17 protein-coding genes and 1 pseudogene are annotated in these 18,307 nt (G+C 75.4%); 7 read left to right on the forward strand and 11 right to left on the reverse strand.

Annotation, left to right across the window (positions count from 1 at the left end; translation table 11 throughout):
* The first annotated feature begins 14 nt into the window (after positions 1–14).
* Positions 15–638 (forward strand): TetR/AcrR family transcriptional regulator, encoded by a 624-nt coding sequence (locus ACH45N_RS16080; RefSeq protein ID WP_397395570.1) that lies wholly within the window; start codon positions 15–17, stop codon positions 636–638.
* Positions 639–662: 24 nt separating this feature from the next.
* Here ACH45N_RS16080 and ACH45N_RS16085 read toward each other — a convergent pair whose 3' ends face one another.
* The 6 genes and pseudogenes from ACH45N_RS16085 to ACH45N_RS16110 form a co-directional block, all read right to left on the reverse strand.
* Positions 663–2,042: a serine/threonine protein kinase gene (locus ACH45N_RS16085; protein WP_397395572.1), complete on the reverse strand. Its 1,380-nt coding sequence runs from the start codon at positions 2,040–2,042 to the stop codon at positions 663–665.
* Between the two features lie 30 nt (positions 2,043–2,072).
* Entirely contained in the window at positions 2,073–3,596 is a 1,524-nt protein-coding gene (locus ACH45N_RS16090; RefSeq protein WP_397395574.1) for a serine/threonine-protein kinase, read from the reverse strand.
* 34 nt (positions 3,597–3,630) lie between these two features.
* The gene (locus tag ACH45N_RS16095) at positions 3,631–5,376 is read right to left on the reverse strand and encodes a serine/threonine-protein kinase (RefSeq protein WP_397395576.1); all 1,746 of its coding nucleotides are present in this window, start codon (positions 5,374–5,376) and stop codon (positions 3,631–3,633) included.
* 124 nt (positions 5,377–5,500) lie between these two features.
* The gene (locus tag ACH45N_RS16100; protein ID WP_397395578.1) at positions 5,501–6,337 is read right to left on the reverse strand and encodes an HAD family hydrolase; all 837 of its coding nucleotides are present in this window, start codon (positions 6,335–6,337) and stop codon (positions 5,501–5,503) included.
* Positions 6,338–6,494: 157 nt separating this feature from the next.
* Positions 6,495–7,084 (reverse strand): annotated as a pseudogene (locus ACH45N_RS16105) (putative glycolipid-binding domain-containing protein).
* Positions 7,085–7,093: 9 nt separating this feature from the next.
* Positions 7,094–7,852, reverse strand: a complete 759-nt coding sequence (locus ACH45N_RS16110; protein WP_397395580.1) for an SDR family NAD(P)-dependent oxidoreductase — start codon at positions 7,850–7,852, stop codon at positions 7,094–7,096.
* 212 nt (positions 7,853–8,064) lie between these two features.
* Between ACH45N_RS16110 and ACH45N_RS16115 the strand changes: the two genes are divergently transcribed.
* Positions 8,065–9,051, forward strand: a complete 987-nt coding sequence (locus tag ACH45N_RS16115; protein ID WP_397395582.1) for an AraC family transcriptional regulator N-terminal domain-containing protein — start codon at positions 8,065–8,067, stop codon at positions 9,049–9,051.
* A 447-nt stretch (positions 9,052–9,498) separates the two neighbouring features.
* On the opposite strand, the gene ACH45N_RS16120 is transcribed toward ACH45N_RS16115, so the two are convergent.
* Positions 9,499–10,032 carry a TetR/AcrR family transcriptional regulator gene (locus ACH45N_RS16120; RefSeq protein WP_397395584.1) on the reverse strand — a complete coding sequence of 178 codons (534 nt, stop codon included), beginning with the start codon at positions 10,030–10,032 and terminating at the stop codon, positions 9,499–9,501.
* Between the two features lie 181 nt (positions 10,033–10,213).
* On the opposite strand from ACH45N_RS16120, the gene ACH45N_RS16125 reads away from it, so the two are divergent.
* The gene (locus ACH45N_RS16125) at positions 10,214–10,669 is read left to right on the forward strand and encodes a DoxX family protein (protein ID WP_397395586.1); all 456 of its coding nucleotides are present in this window, start codon (positions 10,214–10,216) and stop codon (positions 10,667–10,669) included.
* A gap of 413 nt (positions 10,670–11,082) precedes the next feature.
* Here the strand turns inward: ACH45N_RS16125 and ACH45N_RS16130 are convergent, their stop codons facing one another.
* The 4 genes from ACH45N_RS16130 to ACH45N_RS16145 all read right to left on the reverse strand — a co-directional run bounded on the left by ACH45N_RS16130 (position 11,083) and on the right by ACH45N_RS16145 (position 14,435).
* Positions 11,083–11,856, reverse strand: a complete 774-nt coding sequence (locus ACH45N_RS16130; protein WP_397395588.1) for a MerR family transcriptional regulator — start codon at positions 11,854–11,856, stop codon at positions 11,083–11,085.
* Positions 11,857–11,882: 26 nt separating this feature from the next.
* Complete coding sequence (locus ACH45N_RS16135; protein WP_397395590.1) at positions 11,883–12,680, reverse strand: ABC transporter permease; 798 nt, start codon at positions 12,678–12,680, stop codon at positions 11,883–11,885.
* Positions 12,677–13,462: an ABC transporter ATP-binding protein gene (locus ACH45N_RS16140; RefSeq protein ID WP_397395592.1), complete on the reverse strand. Its 786-nt coding sequence runs from the start codon at positions 13,460–13,462 to the stop codon at positions 12,677–12,679. The genes ACH45N_RS16135 and ACH45N_RS16140 overlap by 4 nt, the downstream gene beginning before the upstream one ends.
* A 76-nt stretch (positions 13,463–13,538) precedes the next feature.
* Positions 13,539–14,435: a M15 family metallopeptidase gene (locus tag ACH45N_RS16145; protein WP_397395594.1), complete on the reverse strand. Its 897-nt coding sequence runs from the start codon at positions 14,433–14,435 to the stop codon at positions 13,539–13,541.
* Positions 14,436–14,536: 101 nt separating this feature from the next.
* Here ACH45N_RS16145 and ACH45N_RS16150 point away from each other — a divergent pair, with 101 nt between their 5' ends.
* From ACH45N_RS16150 to ACH45N_RS16165, 4 genes are all read left to right on the forward strand, one after another.
* Positions 14,537–15,190, forward strand: a complete 654-nt coding sequence (locus ACH45N_RS16150; protein WP_397395596.1) for an RNA polymerase sigma factor — start codon at positions 14,537–14,539, stop codon at positions 15,188–15,190.
* 1 nt (position 15,191) lies between these two features.
* The gene (locus ACH45N_RS16155; RefSeq protein WP_397395598.1) at positions 15,192–16,130 is read left to right on the forward strand and encodes a hypothetical protein; all 939 of its coding nucleotides are present in this window, start codon (positions 15,192–15,194) and stop codon (positions 16,128–16,130) included.
* Between the two features lie 266 nt (positions 16,131–16,396).
* The gene (locus ACH45N_RS16160; RefSeq protein ID WP_397395600.1) at positions 16,397–17,578 is read left to right on the forward strand and encodes a Cmx/CmrA family chloramphenicol efflux MFS transporter; all 1,182 of its coding nucleotides are present in this window, start codon (positions 16,397–16,399) and stop codon (positions 17,576–17,578) included.
* Positions 17,579–17,788: 210 nt separating this feature from the next.
* Positions 17,789–18,295, forward strand: coding sequence for a hypothetical protein (locus ACH45N_RS16165; RefSeq protein WP_397395602.1), 507 nt, complete (start codon positions 17,789–17,791; stop codon positions 18,293–18,295).
* Positions 18,296–18,307 lie beyond the last annotated feature (12 nt).

Here is an 18,307-nt window from a genome sequence, read left to right on the forward strand (position 1 = left end):
GGCATGATGGGCGCATGGCCACAGGCACGGGCGTCTACCACCAGCAGCTCGCGGAGCAGAAGCGGACGGCGATCATCGACGCCGCCACCCGCCTGTTCATGGCGCACGGCTACGCGGGCGCGTCCCTGGCCCGGGTGGCGCAGGACGCCGAGGTCTCCAAGGCCACGCTCTTCAAGCAGTTCCCCACCAAGGCGAGCCTGTTCGAGGCGGTGGTGACGCAGCAGTGGGAGGCGGCCGACGCCGACCGCACGACGCCGGAGCCCGGCGACCTCGCGCGCGGCCTGCGGGTGTACGGCCGCCGCTACGCCGCCCTCATGTCCCGGCCCGAGATGGTGGGGCTGTACCGCATGGTGATCGCCGAGATGCCGCGGTTCCCGCAGATCGCCGACACCCAGTTCGAGACCGGGAAGATGCCGTTCTTCCGGGTGGTCCAGCAGTACCTCCAGGCCGAGCACGACGCCGGGGCGGCGCGCGTCGACGACACGCTCATGGCCGCGGCGAACTTCCTGGGCATGATCGGCAGCTACGTGTTCTGGCCGAGGCTCATGGTGGTGGGCTGGGACCCGACGCGGGCCCAGATCGAGAACGCCGTGGACGAGGCCGTGGCGACGACCGTCGCCCGCTACGGCACCGCATAGCCCTGGGGGTCTCGGCGCCCAGCGCTACAGCAGGAGCGTCACCGCCGCGAACACCAGGGCGGCCACGGCCACGCCGACGGTGATCATGACCGCCAGGGACGCCCGGGAGCGAGGTCCCGCACCGGCGCCGGCGTCCTGGCCCGCGTCCGATCCCGAGCGGACTTCCTGGGCACCCCGAGGCACGATCGACACGGGCTGCCCCGGGGCGCCGACGCCGGCGGGACCGGAAGCGGCGGGACCAGCAGCGGCGGGACCGACGCCGGCAGGATCAACCCCGGCGGGGCCGGCCGCGCCAGAGCCGGCGGCCGTGGCGCCGGAGTCGCCGGCCGGGACATCCAGCCGCGCCGTGTCGAGCTGCTTCGTCAGCGCCGCCGTCCCGGTCGGGTCCAGCCGCGCCGTGTCGAGCTGCTCCGTCGCGTCCGGCGCCCCGGCCACGCCCGTCGCGGACCCGCTCGGCCCGGGCCCCGCCAGCGGCGCGACCCGCGCCGTCGGCTCCGCGGGAATCGCGGGCGCCAGCGGCGCAGACCGGCCCCGGCCGAGCACCGCCCACTGCGCGAGCTCGCCGGTCAGCCCGGCGGGCAGCACCCACGAACCCGCAGGTCCGGCGGCCAGCCGCCGGCGCAGCGCCGCGAGGGTGGGCCGCTCCCCGGGGTGGGCGCGGACGGCGGCGGTCACCGGCTCGACCAGGTCGTCGGGCAGGCCCGCGAGGTCGGGCTCGTCGTCCCGCACGCGGCGCGCCAGCTCCCCGGAGGCGCCGGAGCCGAACGGCCCGCGCCCCGTCGCGGCGTACGTGAGCACCGCACCCAGGCCGAAGACGTCGGCGGGCGTCCCGGGCTCGAGGCCGCGCGCCACCTCCGGGGCCAGGTAGGCGACGGCGTCCGGCACGAGGCGCGGGAGCGTGACCGTGACGGCCTCCAGCGCCCGCGCGAGACCCAGCCCGGTCACCACCGGGCCGCCCGCGGTGAGGACCACCGTGGACGGGTCGACCCCGCGGTGCACCTGACCCGAGCCGTGGACGGCGGCCAGGGCGTCCGCGAGCGCCGCCGCGAGGCTCCGCACGGCGGCGGGCGGGAGCGGGCCGTGCGCCTCGACGGCCTCGCGCAGCGAGGGCCCGGGGAGGAAGTCGGCGGCGATCCACGGTCTGCGCGCGGCCAGGTCGGCGTCACGGACGCGCTGCACGTGGGCGGCGCGGAGCCGTCGCGCGTCGTCGGCCCCCTCGGTCAGGAGGGCGAGCACCTGCGGGTCCCACGCGATCTGCTCGCCGACCACGGTCACCTCGGCGAACAGCCCGTCGGCCGACCGGCCGAGGTAGACGGTGCCCAGCCGGCCGACCCGGAGGCGGCCCCGCAGGTGGTAGGGCCCCAGCTCGCGGGGGTCGCGGTCGGCCAGCGGTTCCAGCTCCATGATCGGTGTCCTCTCGGTGGAACGGCTCGGTCAGAAGAGCCCGTCCAGGATGGTCGACATGTCGACGGGCACCCCGCACGCCACGCGGCGGGAGTCGGTCGCCTCGGCGGCGGGCTCACCGTCCAGTGCGATCCGGCAGGTGATGTCGTCCACGCCGTCGCCCTCCGCGGCGACGGTCAGGGACTGGAGCTGCGACTCGACGGGGATGGTCCCGGTCCACGGCGTCACGACCGTGAAGCCGTCGCGGTTGCCCTGCTGCCCCTGCTGGGTGCCCTCGCCGTCCGAGGTGACGACGGTCGCGTCGTAGGTCACGGTGAGCACCTCGCCCGCCCGGGGCGTCACGATCTCCAGCTCCACGGTGTGGGGCGCGTCCACGGGTCCGGTGCCCAGGTGCTCGCCGGTCAGGCTGTAGACGCCGCTCGCCACGGCGCCGTCGGGCGCGCCGCCCTGTGCCGCGAACCACCACGCGCCGCCGGCCACCGCGACGGTCCCGGCGGCCGCGAGCGCCCACCACCGCCACGGCCGGCCCGCGCCGCGCCCGGGGGCGAGGACGCCGCGGGCCCCCGCCCGCGTGCCCGGGTCCGTGCGGTCGCGCTCGTCGACGGCGCCCTCGACACCCTCCGGGGCCGGTGCCCGCACCACCTCGGTGACCGCGGGCAGGTCCCGCGCCTGGAGGTCCTTGAGCTCCTGGGCGCGCTCGGCGACCAGCGGGCCGACGCCGGCCGGCAACCGCCACGGCACCACCACCCCGGACGCGGGCCGGAGCCTGTCGAGCACCTGCGCCGTCGTCGGGCGGGCGGCCGCGTCCTTGACGAGGCAGGCCGCGATCAGCTCGCGCAGCTCCTCGGGCACCGCGCCGAGGTCGACGTCCTCGTGCACCACGCGGTAGACGACCGCCTCGGTGGGGCCGCCGCCGAACGGCGAGCGCCCCGTGGCCGCGAAGTGGAGCACGCACCCCAGGGCGAACACGTCGGACGGCGGCTCGGCCTCCCGTCCGCGCACCTGCTCGGGTGACATGTAGGCGGCGGTGCCGAGCACGTCGCCGGACGTCGTCACCGACGTCGCGTCGACGGCGCGCGCGATGCCGAAGTCGATGACGCGCGGGCCGTCGGCCGTCAGGAGCACGTTGGCGGGCTTGAGGTCCCGGTGCACCAGGCCCGCGGCGTGGATCGCCTCCAGGCCGCCCACCAGGCCCGCGCCGAGCGCCCGGACCGCCTCGACGTCGAGCACGCCGCCGCGCTGCACCACCTCGTGCAGCGACGGGCCGGGCACGTAGGCGGTGGCCATCCACGGCCGGTCGGCGTACGCGTCTGCGTCGACCACCTCGGCCGTGTGGTAGCCGCCGACCGCCCGGGCGGCCTCGACCTCCCGGGCGAACCGGACGCGGAACTCGTCACCCGCGGCCAGGCCCGGGTGGATCACCTTGACCGCGACGACGCGCCCGCCGCGCGAGCGGCCCACGTACACCTGGCCCATGCCGCCCGCGGCGAGCCGGCCCAGGAGGCGGTACGGGCCCGCCTGGGCGGGGTCGTCCGCCCGGAGTGCCTCGATCACGGGCGCACCTCGGTCGGCCGTGCGGCGCGGGGCATCAACCGTTGCCGTCCTGGGTCTGGCCGGCCTTCTCCAGCAGGTTGTCCAGGTACTCCTGGAACTCCGGGGTGCCGGGCTCGGGCAGGTCGCCCAGCCGCTCCTGCTGCTCCTCGGTCTGCTCCCGGGCCAGCTTCTCGCCGTCCTCGCGCATCTTGTCCATCTGCGCCTGGAGCTCCGGGGGCAGCAGCATGCAGCCCACGTTGACCTGGCCCGCCTCCTCGACGACCACCTCGCCGTCGATCAGGATGCGGCAGGAGACCGCGATGTCCGTGCCACCGGTCAGCATCGCGGTCCGGTCCCGCCAGCCGGCCTCGGCGGACAGCGTGATGTTCGCGCCGTCGACCGCCCCCCTGGCGGTGATCGTCCTGCTCCACGGAAGCTCGATCTCGGTGTACATCTTGGCGGGGTCCATCTCCATGATGTCCTCGGCGCTGCGGAACGAGTCCCCGAGGCCGGCCGGACCGAGGCGCCCGTCGTAGCGCGCGCCCACCTCCGTGGTGGTCGCGTCCTTCCCCGTGGCCGTCACCTCGAGCGTGACCTCGTGCGTCTCGTCCGGCACGGTGAGCTGCATGTTGCCGACCGACGGCGACGCCGCGGCCTCCGGCGTCCCGCGGTCGGGGGTCAGCACGCCCGCGACGGCGACGGCGGCGACCGTGCCGACGGCCACGGCCGCCACGCCGATCCCGGCCCATCGGGCCGCCGACGTCCGCCACCAGGGCCGTTCGGGCGCGGCGCCGGGTGCGACCGCCGGCGCGTCGCCGGCAGCGGCCGACCTGCCGTCGACCAGTACGTCCCCGCGCCGCGTGCCCGGGTCGCCGACGCGCTCGGTGGCCGCCGGGTCGTGCCGGGAGACCGACACCACGCCGGCCTCGGCCCCGCCCACCTCGGCGCTGCGTTCGGCGATCATCGCGACCACGCCGGCGGGCAGCTCCCAGCCGTTCGTGCCCGTGGCGAGCCGGTCCACGACGTCGGACAGCGCGGGGCGCTCCTCCGGCTCCTTCGCGAGGCAGGACCGCACCAGGTCGCGGATGCCCGACGGCACACCGGTCAGGTCGGGCTCGTCGTGCGCCACGCGCCGGGCGACGTCCTCGGCCGCGCCGCCGCCGAACGGGCTGCGGCCCGTGCAGGCGAAGCCCAGCACCGAGCCCAGGGCGAAGACGTCGGACGCAGGGGTCACGTCGAGGCCCCGCACCTGCTCCGGCGACATGTAGGGCGCCGTGCCGATCGAGCCCTGGCGGGTCAGGCTGGTCGCGTCCCGCTCCAGCGCGATGCCGAAGTCCACGACCCGGGGGCCGTCGTCGGCCAGCAGGATGTTGGAGGGCTTGAGGTCCCGGTGCACCAGGCCCTGGTCGTGGATCGCGCTCAGCCCCTCGGCCAGCGTGGCGCCCAGGATGCGGACCACCGACAGGGGCAGCGCGCCCTCCTGGTCCACGGCGTCCTGCAGCGAGGGGCCTGCCACGTAGGCGGTGGCCATCCACGGGCGCTCGCCGTCGGGGTCGGCGTCGACCACCTGGGCCGCCCAGAACCCGCCGACCCGCCGCGCCGCGGCGACCTCGCGCCGGAACCGCGTGCGGAACTCGGCGTCGCCCGCCAGGTCGGGGTGGACGACCTTGACCGCCACGGGCCGCCCGGTCCGCGGGCGGCCCAGGTACACGCTCCCCATGCCGCCCGCGCCGAGGCGCCCCTCGATCACGTACGGACCCACCTCGCGCGGATCCCCGCTGCTGAGCGCTGCGACTGGCACTGTGCCCCCGACTCCCCTGACCGCCCCGGACCGGCTTCCGTGCCGGGCTGCTGGCCTGATGGTAGAGGGCCTAACGTTGTGGTTCAATCGGTCGCCGTCCGGGCGGGGCCGCCGTTCGGGCAGGTCAGGCCGTCGACAGCAGGAGCGCGTCGCGCAGGGCGGACGCCGCGCCGTCCTGCTCCACGGTGCCCGTGACGCGGTGGGCGGCGGCGCGGACGGTGGCGGGCGCGTGCCCCATGGCGATCGAGACGGCCGCCCAGGCGAACATGCCCAGGTCGTTCTCCCCGTCGCCGACCGCCAGGGTCCGCGACGGCGCGACGCCGAGCTCCACGCGGATGTTCTCGAGCGCGATCGCCGTGCTGACGCCGGCGGCCGTGACGTCCACCCAGTCGACGCGGGCGGGGATCGCGGTGACCCCCGACGCCCGCAGCGCGGGGGCGAGGCGCTGGGCCCACTGCCCGTACACGACCAGGCGCGGCGTCGGCCGTGCCCAGAGGTCCTCGACCCGGCGCACCACCTCCTGGTGCCCGTGGAGCTGCCGCTCGGGGAACCGCTTGGTGACGCGGTAGCCGGTGCCGACCACCTCGGCGGCGAGCCGGAGGTCGGGCCGGATGCGCGTGACGAGCCGGACCACGGGCTCGGCCGCCACGGTCCGCACCTCGACCACCGAGTAGCCGTCGGGGTCCAGGCGCGCCGTCACGGCCCCGTTCGCCGCGACCACCCAGCCGTCACGGACGCCGAGCTGCCGCACCACCTGCACCGCGCCCGACAGCGACCGGCCGGTCGCGATCACCAGGTGGTGCCCCGCGGCGCGCACGGCGGCGAGCGCCTCGACCACGGCGGGGGTGGCCCGGCGGCCGGCACGGACAAGGGTCCCGTCGACGTCGCAGGCGACGAGGGCGGGCGTGGACGTGGGTACGTCGGGTGGTGCTGCGGTGGCCCCGGAGGCGGTCGCGGTCACGGTATTCCCCTGGTGATAGGTGGTCGGCCTATCATCGCTCATACTAGGACATTTTGGAACTCGCGTTTCTGCGGCGAGATCGGTGTCGTCCCAGGTCAGAAGCCTACGGCGGCCGAAACGATACACGCCGGGCCGGGTGAAGCGCGCACCCGTCCGGTCAGCGCTCGCGCACGGCGATGCCCGGGTACTCCAGCACCAGCCGGGAGGGGTCGCAGGTGAGCACGCAGGCGACGTCGAAGGTCTTCGCGGTGTAGTCGAGGCTGAGCACCTCGGCGGTGTGCTCCCGGAGCCGGTACTCCTGCTCGATCGGCTCGACGGAGAGGTCGCCGGCCCGGACGAACACGGCCGGCGCGGCACAGGACCGCCCCGGTCGCAGGTCCAGCCGGTGGACGGCAGCGTGTTCGTCACGGCGGACGACTCGAGGTCCACGTCGACGTGGCCGTCCAACCGGTCGTCGGGCTCCCCGTCGACCAGCCAGCGCGCGCCACCGGGTTCGTCGACCCGTTCGAGGGTCACGCGGAGGGTCTCGGCGGCCGTCAGCGCCTCGACCCGGGCCTCGCGGGTGCGCCACCGGTGGTCGACGTCGATCCGGTACCCGACCGACCACGCCTCGGCGCCCTCGACGGCGGTGGTGTGCCCGCGCAGCACCAGCCCGTCCGCCGTCGGCCGGACGAACAGCACCTCGAAGCCGGCCCGGACCCCGGTGTGGGTCCAGGCCGACGCCGGGGGCATCGGACGAAACCGCATGGTCCGACCCTAGAGGTTGAAGCCGCCGGTCACCTCGATGTCCTGCGCCGTGATCCAGCGCGCGCCGTCGGACAGGAGGAACGCGATGGCGGAGCCGGCGTCGTCGGGCTCGCCGAGGCGACCCAGCACGGTGCGGCCGACGAGCTCCGCCGTGATCTCCGGGTACTCCTCGAACGCGCCGCCGGCGAACGGGGTGCGCGTGGGACCCGGGGAGACGGAGTTGACGCGGATGCCGCGCGCGCCGAGCTCCTTGGCGAGGTAGCGGGTCAGGACGACGACGGCGCCCTTCATCGACCCGTAGGCCGAGTACCCCTCGGACAGCCCGGCGGTGCCCGCGGAGCTGCTGGCCGTGTTCACGATCGCTCCGCCGTCCTCGATGAGCGGCAGCAGGGTCTGGGTCACGAGGTAGGGACCCTTGAAGATGACCCGGTAGAAGTCGTCGAGCTGCTTCTCGGTGGTGTCCGCGAACAGCGTGCCGCCGCCGTAGCCCGCGTTGTTGACCAGGCCGGTGACGGTCCGCGCGCCCCAGGTCTCGGCCAGCGCCCGTTCCACCGCGGCGCGGAACGCCGGGAACGTGGCGCTGTCGCCCACGTCGAGCGGGAGCGCGACGGCGGTGCCGCCGGCGGCCTCGATGTGCTCGACGGTCCGCAGCGCGCCGTCCCGGTTCGCGTTGTAGGTGACGACGACGCCGGAGCCGCCCTCCGCGGCGCGGATCGCGGCGGCCTGCCCGATGCCGGAGCTGCCCCCGACGACGATGGTGATCGACATGTCTGCCTCGTTCTCTCGGTGTTCGGATTCTTGCCGGATAGTGCTTCACTGCGGGAAGACTGGGGCCGGGATCGTGGTGCCCTCGCTCCTCGACAAGTCAAGGCGATGAGGGGTGCGTACGGTGAGAGTGTTCCTCGCACGTTCTTGCCTGATCCTGCTCGCGAGGGTGTCTCGCGGGGTTTGACCGGAGCCGGAGGAGGAAGGTGGGCGACATGGACCTCGACGAGCTGCGCGCGCTCATGGACCGGCGCGTACCCGCGGGCACGACCGAGCCCCTGCCCGGGGTGTTCCTGTCGCGCGAGACCCGCCCTGGCGACCCGGAGGCCGCCACGACGGGCACCACGTTCGCGCTCATCACGCAGGGCACGAAGGAGCTGCGGCTGGGCGCCGAGACCGTCGTGTACGGGCCGGGCGAGTACCTGATCACGTCCATCGACCTGCCGGTCATCGGCCGGTTCACGCAGGCGAGCGAGCAGGCGCCGGCGCTCGGCTTCGGGATGACGCTGACCGCCCCGGCGATCGCGGAGCTGCTGCTGTCGGCGGAGGCTTCGGCGGCGGGGCACGTGCCGGGTGGAGCCACGTCGACGGGGACTCCGTCGGCCGAATCACCGTCGGCGGGAACGACCCTCGGGACGGGCTCCGCCGGCGCACCGGGCCCGGGGCGCGGCCCCGCCGTCCCCGCCCTGGCGACGAGCCGGGCGCCGGCCGAGCTGCTGGACGCCGTCGGACGGCTGATCCGCCTGCTCGACCGGCCCCGCGACCTGGCCGTGCTGGGGCCGATGGTGCGGCGGGAGATCCTCTGGCTGCTGGTCACGGGACCGCAGGGCGACACCGTGCGGCAGCTCGGGCTGGCCGGCAGCAAGCTCACGCGAGTCAGTGCCGTGGTCCAGTGGATCCGGGACAACGCCGCCACGCCGCTCCGCGTCGAGGACCTCGCCCGACGCGCGGGCCTGAGCGTCTCCGCGTTCCACCGCACGTTCCGCGCGGTGACCGGGTCGAGCCCGCTCCAGTTCCAGAAGCAGCTCCGGCTCGCCACAGCGCGCCAGCTGCTCGCGTCGCGGGACACGAGCGTCACGCGGGTCGCGTTCGACGTCGGCTACGAGAGCGCGGCGCAGTTCAACCGGGAGTACCGCCGCCTGTTCGGCACCCCGCCGGGCCGTGACCGCAGCAGGCCGGCGGGCGCCGCCATCATCGGCTGACCGCCGCCGGCGGCGGAAACCTCCGCCGACTGAGGGGCCGCCGACTGAGCAGCCGCCGTCGGAGACGCAGCCGGAGATGCCGCGGCCTGCCCCCGTCGCCCAAGACCATGCACCTGCTGCCAGACAAGCGACCCCGCTGGCAGCAGGTGCATGGTCCCCAGTGACCCCGCGCCCGCGGTACCGGCGTGGGGACCGCTGCCGTCCTACGCCCCGACGTCAGGTGACACCCATGCAGTTGCTGCCACACAAGCGGCTCTGCTGGCAGCAGGTGCATGGTCTGCGACATTGCCCGGCGTGCCCGGCTCCCGCGTCGAAACCACTGCCGTCCGGCGTCCCGCCGTCTGGAGACCCATGCACCTGCTGCCAGGCAGGTGAGCCCGCTGACAGCAGGTGCATGGTCTGCGGCGACACCCGGCGCGACCGGCATCTTCAGGTGTCCGGGACCTCTCAGGCGTCCGGCGCCTCGCACGTGTCCGGGACCAGGCGGCGCAGCACCGGTTCGGCGGCCGCCACGACGTCCGGCCCCTCGATGGCTCCCGACAGCCAGAGGCTCGCGAAGCCGTGGGCGACGGACCAGGCCGCGCGCGCCCCGTCGGCGTCGGGCGCGAGGCCCGCGAGCGCCTCGGCGGCCGACTCCTCGGCGGCGAGCAGGTCGGCGTCGTCGCCGTGCAGCAGGCTGCGGTCGAACATGACGGCGAAGTGCCCCGGGTGGTCCACCGCGAACCGCACATAGGCGACGCCGGCGGCGAGCAGGTCGTCCCCGGCGTTCGCCAGGGCCGCGGACAGCAGCGTGAAACCCTCGGTCGCGACGGCCGTGAGCACGCCGGCCTTGTCGCCGAAGTGGTGCGCCGGCGCCGCGTGCGACACCCCCGCGAGCCGGGCCAGCTCGCGCAGGCTCAGGCCGGCGGGCCCGTGCTCGGCGACGGCGGTCGCGGCGGCGGCGGTCATCGTCCTGCGCAGGTCCCCGTGGTGATAGCTCATGGAGCTCCGTCTCTCGCAATGGTTCGTGCCCGCGGACCCCCGTGCCCGCCGCGCTCACGGTGCTCTCGGTGCGTGCAGTGTTCTCGGCGTTCTCGGCCCACGCCAGCGATCTTGCCATTGACAAGATAGCACCGCCGGTGGTGAGGTGATCGAACTTGTCATCGTCAAGATTGGAACGGTCATGCCGATCCCTCTTCCCGTGCTGCTGATCACGGTCACGGCGCTCGCGCGCCTGCTCGGCCTGCTCGCGGTACCGGCCCTCGACTCCTGGCACGACGCCGCCCGGGTCGGCGTCGCCGCCGTCTACCTGCTGGCGTCGTCCGGCCGGCTCATCCCGCACGTCCGCCAGGACCTCGTGCGCATGGTGCCGCCCGGCCTTCCGCGCCCCCACCTGCTTGTCGCAGGCACGGGCTTGCTGGAGCTGGCGGGGGCGATCGGCCTCCTGGTGCCCGCGACGGCGTCCGCGGCCGCGCTCTGCCTGGGCCTGCTCACCCTGGCCATGACGCCGGCGAACATCTCCGCGGCGCGCCGCGGTGTCCTGTTCGGCGGCAGGCCGGCCACCCCGGTCGGACGCCGCCTCGCCGAGCAGGCCTTCTACCTCGCAGCGCTGGCGGCGATCGTCTGGCTCCCCGTCTGACGCCGCCGGCCCGGCACACTCGCCGACTTCGCCCCACTCGCCGGCCCCACTCGCCGGCCCTGCCCGCCGGCTGGTCCCGCCCGCCCTGCTCGACCGCCCGACCGCCCGACCGCCCGATGTTGACCACAGCAGTTACTGCCAGGAACGGCCCCCTCGTGGCAGCACCTGCTGTGCTCAACACCACGAGGACAGCAGCCTGGCAGCAACTGCTGTGGTCAACTCCGTCGTGGCGACCGAGGGACGGCAGCGGCCCGGCAGCAACTGCTGTGGTCAACTCCGTCGTGGCGACCGAGGGACGGCAGCGGCCCGGCAGCAACCGCCCTGGTCAGCAGCCCTGGTGGCAACACCGCGACGACGCAGCCGGGCAGCACCCGCTGAGCCGACGCCGACACCCGACCGCGGCCGGCGACCGGTCACCGGGCCTTGCGCGGCACGCGCTGCTGGCGGGTCCAGCCCGACCAGCCGCGCTCCTCCAGCAGCTCCTCCAGCCGACGGCCCGCGGGGATGGAGTCGAGAGCGAGCGAGTCGAACTGCTCGACGAGCCCCCGCTCCACCCCGTGCACGCCGTCCCCGGTCCACTCGGCGTGCCGGTCCAGGACGGCGGCCACCTGGTCGGCCAGGCCGGGCAGCCGCGGGTCGTCCGGGTCCCAGTCGATCCCCTCGCCGATCGATCGCAGCACGCCGACGAACTCGGCGTCCTCCAGGAGCCGGCCCTTGTTCGCCATCGCCACGGCGATCTGCTCGCGCGAGTACACGGCCAGCGACAGGATCCAGCTGTCCCGCTCGATCTCGACGACCCGCTCGGGCACGCCCAGCTCGCGCCACCGGTCGAGGTAGGCCGCACCCTCCGTCGGCAGGGCCAGGCTGTCCCCCGCGGCGAGCCGCGCGATGCGCTCGCGGTGCCGTTCGCGCTCCTCGATCTCCGACCGCAGCCGCGCGTCGATCTCGGCGACGGCGGCCGCGAACTCCTCCTCCCCGGCACGCAGGAGCTCCTGGACCCGGGCCAGCGGCACGCCGGCGTCGGCCAGGGTCCGGATCCGGAGGAGGTCCACCACGTCCTGCGCGCCGTACCGGCGGTACCCGGAGTGGTCGCGTTCCGGCTCCGGCAGCAGCCCGACGGCGTGGTAGTGCCGCACGGTGCGCGCCGTCACCCCTGCGTAGGACGCCACCTGCCCGATCGTCAGCATGACGCCATCCTCCCCTCTGTCATCCGTCAGCGGGCTGCGGTCGCGACCCTGCCGAAGGCGTGGCGGGACCAGGCGAAGCCCACCCCGGCGATCAGCACGCACCAGCCGACCGCGAACCAGCCGACCGACCCGACGGGCGCGCCCGACGTCAGGGCCCGCAGCGTCTCGATGACCGGCGTGAACGGCTGGTGCTCGGCGAACTGCCGCAGCCCGGCGGGCATCTGCTCGGTGGGCACGAACCCGCTGCTCACGACCGGCAGCACCATCAGCACCAGCGGCGTGTTGCTCGCCGTCTCGACGCTCCCCGCGGCCAGCCCCATGGCGACGGTCAGCCACGTGAACGAGAACGCCAGGAGCAGCACCAGCCCGGCGGCGCCGAGCCAGCCCGCGACCCCGGCGTCCGACCGGAACCCGAGCAGCACCGCGAACCCGACCATCACCGTCAGGGCGAGCACCGTCCGGACCACCGCGCCGAGCACGTGCCCGGTCAGCACCGAGACGCGCGCGATGTCCATGGTCCGGAACCGGTCGAACATCCCGCCGGTGCGGTCGATCGCGACGGAGACGGCGGTCCCGTTCGCGACGCTGGACACGGTCATCACCCAGATGCCGGGGACCAGGTAGTTCAGGTAGTCGGCGCGGCTGCCGCCGCCGTCGACCGGGAGGCCGGCGCCCAGCGTGCCACCGAACACGTACACGAACAGCAGCAGGAACACGACGGGGATGGCGATCAGCATGACCGCCAGCGAGGGGTAGCGGCTGAGGTGCCGCAGGTTGCGGCGCAGCATGGTCATCGAGTCGCGGACGGCGTAGGTGGTGCTCATCGTGCGGTCACCTCCGCGGCGTGCCCCGTGAGCGCCAGGAACACGTCGTCGAGGCTGGTGGCGCCGCCGGGCACCTGCGCCTTGAGCTCGCCCGGCGTCCCCTCGGCCACCAGTGTGCCGGCGTCGAGCACGCCGACCCGGTCGGCCAGCGCGTCGGCCTCCTCGAGGTACTGGGTGGTCAGCAGCACGGTGACGCCGTCGGCGACCTGCTCGCGGACCACCTGCCAGACGGCGCGGCGGCTGCGCGGGTCCAACCCCGTCGTCGGCTCGTCCAGGAAGATCAGGCGCGGCCGGGTGATGAGCGTCATCGCCAGGTCGAGACGACGCCGCATGCCGCCGGACCACGTCAGGGCGCGACGGTCGGCAGCGTCGGCCAGGTCGAACCGGTCGAGCAGCGCCGCGACGTCCCGGACGGCGGTCGCCCGGTCGAGATGGGCCAGGTCGGCCATGAGGCGCAGGTTCTCGCGGCCGGTCAGGAACATGTCGATCGCCGAGAACTGCCCGGTCACGCCGATCGCCGCCCGCACCCGGCCCGGCTCGCGGCGCACGTCGTGGCCCGCGACGCGCACCTCCCCGGCGTCCGCCGCGAGCAACGTGGACAGGATGTTCACCATCGTGGTCTTGCCCGCGCCGTTCGGCCCCAGCAGGGCGTACACGGAGCCGGCGGGGACGGTGAGGTCCACGCCGTCGAGCACGTGGTGGTCACCGTAGGACGTGTGCAGGCCGGCGACCTCGATCGCGGTGCGGGGTGCGGCCACGGCCGCACTGTGTGGTGTGGTCATGACCGCAGCGTGCAGGGTTGCCGCTGCGGCAAGGTCAAGCCCGTCGGCCCGGTGCGTCCGTGGGCCGGGCGGCCCGTCAGTCGGTGTAGCCCCCGCCGGGCACGTCGAAGACCTCCTCCAGCGTCGTGACACCGGTGTCCGCCAGGTACGCCGCCAGGTCGCGGCCCACCCAGCGCAGGTGCCAGGCCTCGGGGGCGTACCCCGTCACCGCGCTGTTCTCGGGCGTGTACCGCACCAGGAACCCGTACGTCGCGGCGTGCTCCGCGACCCACCTCCCCTCGGCGGTCCGCCCGAAGCACGGCTCGAAGTCGCACCCCGGCTCGCTCGTGCCGCCCACGTCCACCGCCAGGCCCGTCTGGTGCTCGCTGTGCCCCGGGCGCGCCGAGACGGCGTCCGCCTGCTCCGCCCCGAGCTGCGCCACCCAGCCCGCGTACACCGCGGCCTGCTTCGGGTACCCGCGGTAGGCGCTGCGCAACGTCAGCCGGACACCGTCGGCGTCGGCCGCCGCGAGGAGCGCCGAGAGGTCCGGCGCGACGTCGGGCCGCACGAGATAACCGCGCACCGTGGTGAGATCGGGCTCGTAACCGACCGGGTCGAGCGGCGTGTGCTTGTTGACCACCACCCAGGGGCTCGCCGGGTCCGTGGTCGACCGGGCGGTCAGGTCGAGGCCCGGGTCGTCGCCCGGCCCGGCATCAGCGGGCGCGCTCTGTTGCCCGACGGCGCTCGCGGCGCCCGCCCCGCCGTCGGCTGCGGCTCCCCCGTCGGCGCCCGCCCCGCCGGTCCCCGGCTCCCCCGCGCCGTGCCCGCCGCCCTGCTGTCCGGAGCCGGTCAGCCCCGCACCGTCCGACGGCCTGGCCGGCCGGGCACCGGATCCGTCCGCGCAGCCGGCGAGGAGCATCGGTGCGGCGAGCAGCGCGGCGAGGAACAGTGCGGCGGCGAGCAGCACCGCGGGGACGCCCCCGGCGCGGGCCACGGACAAACGGTTCGAAAAGGTAGGCACACCGGAGTCGTGTGCGGGCCGCGGCCCCCGATGTCAGCGGCGCGCTGTGACGTGGGCAACACCAGGGTCGTGTCATGGGCGGTCTCCTGCCGGACACACTGTCTCGGAAGCATCCACCCCCGAGGACCCGCACCCCAAGGTCCTGCACCCCGAACGCACGGAGAGACCCGGAGCCCACCCTGACCACCAACACCGAGCCGGACCGCGTCGCGGCGGGACCGCTCACGCCCGCGCGCACGGAGGAGCTCTTCGCGACGCACGCGCGCGCCGTCCACCGGTATGCCCGCGCGCGGCTCCCGGCGGCCGAGGCGGAGGACGTCGTGGCCGAGGTCTTCGCGATCGTGTGGCGCAAGGGCGAGCTGCCCGACAACCCGCGGGCGTGGCTCCTGGCCGTCGCCCGCCGGGTGATGGCCAACCAGGCGCGCGCCCGGCAGCGGCGCACGGCCCTGGTCGAGCGGGTGCGCACGCATCCGGCCCCGGCGGGCGCCGACGACGTCCGGCTGGTCGGTGAGCTCGACGAGCTCCGCCGCGCGATGGACCTGCTGCGCCCCGCCGACCGGGAGGTCATCGCGCTGCTCGCGGCCGCGGAGCTGAGCACGGCGGAGGTCGCCCAGGTCCTGGGCTGCACGACGGCGGTCGCGGCCACCCGGGTGCACCGTGCCCGACGCCGGCTGCGCGCGGCGTACGAACGACTGACCGACGAACGGCCGACCGAGGAAGGAGCCTGACGTGGACGACGACGAGCTGACCCGCGCCCGCCGTGCGCTGCGCGCGGCCGATCCCGAGCTCGACCTGGCACGCGCGTACGCCGAGTCGCGCGCGCGGGCCGAAGCGCCGACCCGCGACGACTGGGCCGATCACCGGGCCGACGACTGGGCCGGCGACTGGGCCGGCGCCGGCACCGTGGAGGTGCTGCTCCGCGACCCCGACACCCGACCCGGGCGGGTCCCGGCCGCGGTCCGGCGCGCGTCGTCGCGCCGCCGCGGGCCGGTCCTCGCGTGGACGGCGGCGGCGGCCGCGGCGGCCGCCGTCCTCGCGCTGAGCCTGGCGGGCGCGCCCGGGCCGGACGCCCTCCCGGGCTCGGCCCCGGGCCCGAGCACGCCGGCGGCCGGCGCCCCGCACCCTGGTGTGTCGCCGTCGCCGTCGCCCACGACCTGGCTGACGCCGGGCAAGGTCGTCACCCTGGCGGGCAAGGCGATGACCGGCGCGGGCTGCGGCGTGAAGCTCCGCTCGACGCTCGGGGACGACTCGATCATGCGCTTCTACCGCGTCGACGAGCCGGACGTGGCCGTGCCCAAGCCCCTGCTGGACCAGCAACCACTGCCGGTGCTGCAGGCGGCGACGGCCCGCGTGGTGCTCGACGTGCCCGGCTACGACGGTACGAACCAGCGGCTCGACCAGGACCTCGCCGTGGAGAACCTCGCCGTGGAAGAGCGCGCCGGGCGGACGGTCGCGCGGATCCGGATCACCCCGTCGGACAGCCAGGTGCACGGCGGCGACGTGACCCGCGTCGAGCTGCTCCTCGACACCGTGACCTGGCTGCCGGCCTCCGCCGAGATCTGGGCCGAGTCCGAGGGCGGCAAGCAGATCCAGGTGCGCAGCGAGCTGAGCTGGTCGGGGTGCGCCGAGCCGAGCGAGGCGCCGACGTACGAGAGCGTCCGGCCGTGACCAGGCCCGGACCGGCCCGCCGCGACAGTTTCCCGGGCGCGCTCCACCCCGCCGCCTCCGCCGGGGCCGCGTGGCGCCGTGCGCTGCCGGTGGCCGTGCCGGTGCTGCCGCGTGCTAGCTTCACCGCATGAGGTCTCCCGAAGCATCCAGGTCAGGGCTGCCGGTACTCCGGTAGCCCGAGATGCCCCTGTAGAGAAGAACCGCATCCGAAGGGCCCGTAGTGCCGTCCCGGCCTACCCGTCTCCCTCCACCCTTCGGAGTTCTTCATGCCTGTCCTGCTCTACGTGCTCGCGGTCGCGGTCTTCGCGCAAGGCACGTCGGAATTCGTCCTCGCCGGGCTCGTGCCCGGCATCTCCGCCGGCCTCGGCGTCTCGGTCGCCCAGGCCGGCTACCTGACCTCGGCCTTCGCCGTCGGGATGGTCGTGGGCGCGCCGCTCACGGCCGCCGTCGGACGCCGTCTGCCGCCCCGCTGGACCCTGTCCGCCTGCCTGCTCGTCATTGTCGCCGCGCACGTCGCCGGGGCGCTGACCGACAGCTTCGCCGTGCTGCTCGGCACCCGGTTCCTCGCCGCGGTCGCGAACGCCGGGTTCCTCGCGGTCGCGCTGTCGACCGTCCAGCACGTCGTCCCCGCCGGGCGGCGGGCCCGGGCGCTGGCCACGATCCTCGGCGGCACGACGCTCGCCCTGGTCGCCGGCGTCCCCGCCGGCGCGCTCCTGGGCGAGATCTGGGGCTGGCGCTCCGCCCTGTGGGCGATCGCCGGGGTCGCGGCCGCCGGCCTCGTCGCCGTGGCCCGCCTGACGCCGGTGCGGCTCGACGCCGGGGCGCCGCGCGCCCGGCTGGACCTGCGCACCGAGCTCGCCGCGCTGCGCTCCCCGCGCCTGCTGCGCCATCTCGTGCTCGGGGTGCTGGTCAACGGCGCGACGTTCTGCGCGTTCACCTACCTGGCGGTCGTGATCACCGACGGTGCGGGCCTCGGGTCCGCGCTCGTGCCGGCGGTGCTGGCCCTGTTCGGCCTCGGCGCCTTCGTCGGGGTCTCGGCCGCGGGCCGGCTGGCCGACGCGCACGGCGGGCGCCTGCTCGCGGTCGCCGGTCCCGCCCTGCTCACGGGATGGGCCCTGTGGGCCGCGCTCGCCCCGAGCCCCGCGGCGGTGTGGGTGCTCGCCCCGGTGCAGGGGGCGCTGTCGTTCGCCGTCGGCGGCACGCTGATCGCCCGGAGCATGGCGGCGGCCCACGGCGCGCCGACCCTGGGCGGCGCGTTCTCGACGGTCGCCCTCAACCTCGGGGCGCTCGCCGGTCCGGTGCTCGGCGGGTTCGCCGTCACGGTGCTCGGGCCCGCCGGGCCCCTGGCGGCGAGCGCGGCGCTGACAGCCGTGGCCCTCGTGCTCGGGGCGACAGCCCGGCCACACCCCGCACGTCTCCAGGAAGATGTCACGCGCCCGAGGAGGTAACGCTCAGGTAGCAGTGCTACCTGAGCGTTACCTCCTCGGGCGTGTGACGTTTTCCCCGGAGACCGCCGGGAGCCGTCGCGTGGCCGGAAAGACCGCGGCGACATTCTGACCGCGACGCCGTCGTGCCTGGTAGCGTCCCCGGCACGACGGCGTCGAGCACGAGCGAGGAGACGGATGCGGCCCCTGTTCCCCCTACTGGCACGTTTCGCGGTGCTGGTCCCTACCGCGCTGCTCGCTGCCGTGCTGCTCCCCGCCGTGCTGACGTCCTGCTCCGCGGGCCCGGACGACGCCCCCGCCGGGCCCGTGGAGCCGGCCCCCGCCCGGGAGGCCGCGACGGAGCAGTACACGGCGGCGCTGGACGACGTCCTCGGCGCGCTCCAGGAGTCCGTCCCGGGGGTGGCGTGGACCGCCAAGGACCGCTTCCCGTTCGTCACCGGGCAGCCCGACGGCGAGTGCGTGCTCTTCCTCGCCGAGAGCCTGGGCGAGGGCGACCTGTACGAGCCCAGCGACGGTCTCGCCGACCTCGCCGCCGGGCTCGACCCGGTGCTGCGGGAGCACGGCTTCGACCCGCTGTCGGACGTGACCCACGCGGACAACGGCGGCGACGCGTACGTGACGGCCACCGACCCGGCCGGCTGGGAGCTCCGGGTCTCGGCGTACCCGCCGCTCGTGGGCCTCTCGGGTCCCGTGGAGAGCGACGAGTGCGTCGGGGCGTAACCGGCCCGACGA

Source organism: Promicromonospora sp. NPDC019610, assembly GCF_044389365.1.
In the GTDB taxonomy this organism is placed as follows: domain Bacteria; phylum Actinomycetota; class Actinomycetes; order Actinomycetales; family Cellulomonadaceae; genus Promicromonospora.